Origin of the sequence: uncultured Megasphaera sp. (assembly GCF_958350005.1) — a bacterium.
Classification (GTDB): Bacteria; Bacillota; Negativicutes; order Veillonellales; family Megasphaeraceae; genus Megasphaera.
In genome coordinates this window covers 1-5,035 of sequence record NZ_CATWFF010000143.1, presented here as the reverse complement: position 1 = coordinate 5,035, position 5,035 = coordinate 1, and the positions used below count along the sequence as shown (strand labels likewise).

Annotated in this window: 3 protein-coding genes; all 3 read left to right on the top strand. The window is 51.0% G+C overall.

Annotation, left to right across the window (positions count from 1 at the left end; genetic code table 11):
- On the top strand, positions 1-1,373 hold a 1,373-nt coding region (locus tag Q3886_RS08225), incomplete at its 5' end, for an acetyl-CoA hydrolase/transferase family protein (RefSeq protein WP_367881562.1).
- Between the two features lie 236 nt (positions 1,374-1,609).
- Positions 1,610-3,979: a pyruvate formate lyase family protein gene (locus Q3886_RS08220; RefSeq protein WP_301860876.1), complete on the top strand. Its 2,370-nt coding sequence runs from the start codon at positions 1,610-1,612 to the stop codon at positions 3,977-3,979.
- Positions 3,969-4,871: a glycyl-radical enzyme activating protein gene (locus Q3886_RS08215; protein WP_301860873.1), complete on the top strand. Its 903-nt coding sequence runs from the start codon at positions 3,969-3,971 to the stop codon at positions 4,869-4,871. Before Q3886_RS08220 ends, Q3886_RS08215 begins: the two co-directional genes overlap by 11 nt.
- The last annotated feature ends 164 nt before the right edge of the window (positions 4,872-5,035 follow it).

Sequence of the window (5,035 nt, the reverse complement as noted above, 5' to 3'; positions counted from 1 at the left end):
GATTGTGCGAAAGGTATGGTGACTTACGAATGTCTCAATGGAGTGATATGTACCGCCAGAAACTGACAACGCCGGAGGAAGCAGTCAAGCTGATCCATTCTGGAGATTGGGTAGACTACGGCATGGCTACGTCGCAGCCGATTTTGTTGGATGAAGCCCTGGCGGCCCGTAAGGAAGAACTGCAGGACGTAAAAGTGCGCATGGCCTTTTCCTTTGCACCCCGCCAGATTGCAGAAGTCGATCCGCAGCGGGAGACTTTTACGGCTATGAACTGGCACATGAGCGGCTATGACCGCAAACTGTGCGCCAAAGGACTCATGAATTTCATCCCCATGTGTTACCGCAATAAGCCGTCTATGTATCGCAACATTCTCGATGTAGACGTGGCCATGATTACGGTGGCGCCTATGGATAAAAACGGATTCTTTAATTTTGGCCTGAATATATCGGCCAATGAAGCTATTACGAAGAAAGCGAAAAAAGTCATTGTCGAAGTGAATGAAGCCATGCCGCGTGCTCTGGGCGGCCGGGGCGAACACATTCATATTTCCGATGTAGATGCTGTTGTAGAAGCCGGCACCATTCCCATGCCGACCATTCCCTTTAAGACGGGCGATGACATTGATACGAAAATTGCTGAAATGATTGTGGCGACGATTCCCAACGGTGCGACGCTGCAGCTCGGTGTCGGCGGCCTGCCCAATACGGTGGGGGCCATGATTGCCGAGTCCGATCTGAAAGACCTGGGCATGCATACGGAAATGCTCGTTGATGCCTTTTATCTCATGTATCAGAAAGGCCGGCTGACGAATACGCAGAAAGCCATTGACCGGGACAAAGCGGTATGGGCCTTTGCCCTGGGCTCGCAGGATATGTATGACTGGATTGATGACAATCCCTATCTGGCGGCTTATCCTGTTGATTACGTCAACGATCCCTTTGTCATTTCCCAGCTGGATAACTTTATTTCCATCAATAACTGCGTCGATATCGATTTGTTCGGCCAGGTTTCGTCAGAGTCTTCTGGCATTCATCACATCAGCGGCAGCGGCGGTCAGCTCGACTTTGCCGATGGGGCCTATCGTTCAAAGGGCGGACGGAGCATTATTGCCCTGCGCTCGACGTTCCACAATAAAAAGACGGGCCGCGACGAATCGCGCATTAAGCCGACTTTGCTGAACGGAACGATCGTGACCGATCCGCGGACCCAGGTCCATTGGGTAGCTACGGAATACGGCATGGTCAACCTCATGGGTGCGTCTACGTGGGAACGGGCGGAAAAGCTCATCAGCATCGCCCATCCCCAGTTCCGGGAAGCACTCATTCAGGCTGCAGAAGACATGAATATCTGGCGTTACAGCAATAAACGATAAGTATATCCGTGCGAATTACTCCTTCTTCGCACAGCATATAGGAGCGAACCGCTTTGGTACTATGCCGGGCGGTTCGTTTTTTATGCCCTGACCGGGATATTTCCAGTCTTTTTATTACCTTGTGCGCAATAACGTAAATTAGTATTGACAGTTGTATTGGTACGTGATATAGTGAGGTCAAATCAGATGTGCTTTATAACGCACAAAAGGTATAAGCATTGAGGAGGCGGTTTTCCATGTTGACAGCACGAATTCAGAAAGCAAAAGATGAATATGTAAATAATAAACCGGCTATTTCCTATGACCGGGCCCGCATCTGGACGGAGTCATATAAGAAGACGGAAGGGCAGAGCGCCATTATGCGCCGTGCTCAGGCCTTTAAGGATGTGTGTGAACAGCTCGTCGTCACTATTTTTCCCGGTGAACTCATCGTCGGTGCTGTCGGTGAATTCCGCAAGTGCGGTATTTTGACGCCGGAATTTTCCTGGACCTGGGTAGACCGGGAAATGGATCACTTCTCGGATCGTGTGCAGGATCCCTATGAAATGACCGATGAACAGCGAGCTTATGTCCGCAAAAATATTTTCCCATACTGGAAAGGAAAATCTCTGGAAGAAGCCTATCTCAGCCAGATACCGGCTGAAACGGCAAAAGTTGCCGTCGATACGGGCATCGTCGATATTGACTCCAAATGGCGTCAGTCTGTTGGCGAAATTACGCCGGATTATCAGGATGTACTGCTGAAAAAAGGGTTCCGCGGCATTATTGCCACGTGCCAGGAAAAAATGGCTGCATTGAAATTATCCCGCCCTGGTGATTTGAAAAAAATGGAATTTTATCAGTCTGTTATTCTGTGCGGGGAAGGCATGATTACGCTGGCTCATCGGTATGCTGATACGGCGGAAGCCATGGCAGCCGCAGAAGTTGACAGCATCCGCAAAGCGGAACTGGAACAGATCGCTTCGATTTGCCGACGTGTTCCGGAACTGCCGCCGCAGACATTCCAGGAAGCTCTGCAGATGATCTGGTTCTATCAGCTGGGCGGTATTCTCATGGAAAATCCCCTGTCCCTGAATCCGGGCCGGTTTGATCAGTACATGTATCCTTTTTACCAGTATGATAAAGCACACGACCTTCATGATGACGACGGCATTCTGGAATTAATCGAATGCTACTGGCTGAAACTGTCTGAATGGGTATGGACGATTTCGGCCAATACGGCGGATTTCTTTGCCGGATACAATCAGTTCCAGAATCTGACAGTCGGCGGCAGCGACCGCCATGGCAAAGATGCTACGAATGAGCTGAGTTACCTGGCTCTGAAAGCGACGGCAGAAGTCAAGACCCATCAGCCCGGCCTGTCTGTGCGCATTTCCCAGCAGAGTCCGCGGGCCTTTGTCGATGCCGTCATGGAACTGGTAGCGCAGGGGACGGGCTTCCCGGCCATTCACAGCGATAAGACCGGTTATCAGATGCTGAAAAACCTCGGCTACGATACGGAAGATGCCCGGGACTGGAACAACTGCGGCTGCGTCGTTCCCCATTTCCGCAAGACCTTTGAATGGACCAGTACGGTTAACGTCAATTTCAGCGGCGCCTTTGAATACGCAACTAACGGCGGCAAGAGCCGTCTGACAGGTAAGCAGATGGGGCTGCCCATTCATGAGGATCGGAAATTCTCCTCCTATGAAGATGTAGAGCATGCCTTTATGGAACAGTTTGACAACCTTATCGATATTTCGGTTACAGGTACGCTCATTGCCCAGAAGCTGCAGAAGGAAATGATTCCCCGGCCTTATTTCTCGGCTCTCTTTGAAGACTGCCTGGAAAGCGGCAAGGATCTGGTAGACGGCGGTGCAAAATACAATGTTGGCCCTGTTCTTACCGGTATTGGACTGGCCGAATCGGCAAACAGCCTGGCAGCCATTAAAAAACTCGTCTTTGAAGATAAGGTCTGCACTATGGAAGATATTCTCGATGCGATGGACAAGAACTGGGAAGGCTATGAAAAACTGCGCCGTCAGGCTCAGAATGCGCCCAAATACGGAAATGACGACGATTTTGTCGATGATATTGCCCAGCGCATTGCCAACCATTTTTATGAACAAACGCATCAGTATACGGATATATACGGAAGTCCCTTTACCAGCGCATTTATGGGGATTTCCAACTTCATTCCCACTGGCCGGGTTATCGGTGCGACGGCGTGCGGACGCAAAGCCGGCGAGCCTATTTCCGAAGGCGTATCGCCTGTAGCCGGTACGGATACATCTACGCCTATTGCGGCCATGAATTCGTGTGCAAAAATGAATCAGGATATTCATTCCGGAGGTACGCTGCTCAACATGCGGCTCAGTCACGATCTGGTCAGCACCAAGCGGGGCCGGAGCAATCTGGCTGCTATGGTACAGTCCTTCTTTGACCAGGGAGCATTCCACGTACAGTTCAATACGCTGTCAACGAAGACGCTCCTCGATGCACAGGCTCATCCGGAACAGTATAAGGATCTTCTCGTGCGCGTAGCCGGATACAGTACGCAGTTTGTTCATCTTTCCAAGACGCTGCAGGACTCCATTATCCGCCGGAGCGCTCACGATGGCATCTAAAGGCCGGATTCTTCAGCTGCAGCATTATTCCGTCAACGATGGAGACGGTATCCGGACGACGATCTTTTTTGCCGGATGCCCTCTGCGCTGCCGGTGGTGTGCTAATCCCGAAGGATTGGTGCCGCGGAACCGTATTCTCTATGCATCATCGCGGTGCATAGCGTGCGGACGCTGCACCGAAGTCTGTCCGCATGGCGTGAGCTGGAATTTCCAGGAGCCCGGTGACCGCCAGCGCTGTATCGGCTGCGGGGACTGCGTGCCCGTCTGTCTGGCCGGTGCCCGGCGCAATACGGTGACGGAATATACGGTGACGGAGATTCTGCAGCAGCTGGAACCGCAGATTTCCGTATTTCACCGTTCCGGCGGCGGCGTGACCTATTCCGGCGGCGAATGTACGCAGCAGCCGGAGTTTCTGGCAGAGCTTGTCGATGCTGTATATGATCTGGGCCTTCACCAGGCCATAGAGACGAGCGGATATTTTGATCTTTCTGTCCTGGCGCCGACGCTGAAAAAACTGGATTTTCTGTTCATGGATATTAAGGTCATGGATGAGGAAGCACATCGGCGCGTTACTGGCGTCAGCAATGCTCCTATTCTGCATAATATTGCAGCTGTCGGCAAGTGGCGCAAGCCCATTGTCATCCGTGTTCCTGTCGTGTCCGGAATCAATGACAGTGAGGGAAATATACGCGCAACAGCCCGGTTCGTCGCCTCTTCACAGGAGGCGCCTATGATGGAACTTCTGCCGTATCATGCCTATGGTGCAGATAAATATGCCCAGCTGGGGCTGCCGTACCAGGGAGATACCTTTCATGCCCCGACAGAAGAGAACATGAAGCACCTTCAGGCAATTATTGCCGAAGAAGGCGTACAGGTTGTATCGTATAAATAAGGATTTAGAAGAGTCGTGCTCTGACCGCGCCCATAGGTGCAGTCAGAGCATTTTTTGTTTTACTTTTGTTTTGGGACAGAATAAAGAAGTATAAGGGAAGAATGCGAATGTATTTTAGGCCTATAAAGGACAAGATGTTCTGTTTATAATAAATATAATTTAAT

Coding starts and splice junctions, on each gene's coding strand:
- Q3886_RS08220 (WP_301860876.1), top strand. CDS start 1,610: ATGTTGACAGCACGAATTCAGAAAGCAAAAGATGAATATGTAAATAAT.
- Q3886_RS08215 (WP_301860873.1), top strand. CDS start 3,969: ATGGCATCTAAAGGCCGGATTCTTCAGCTGCAGCATTATTCCGTCAAC.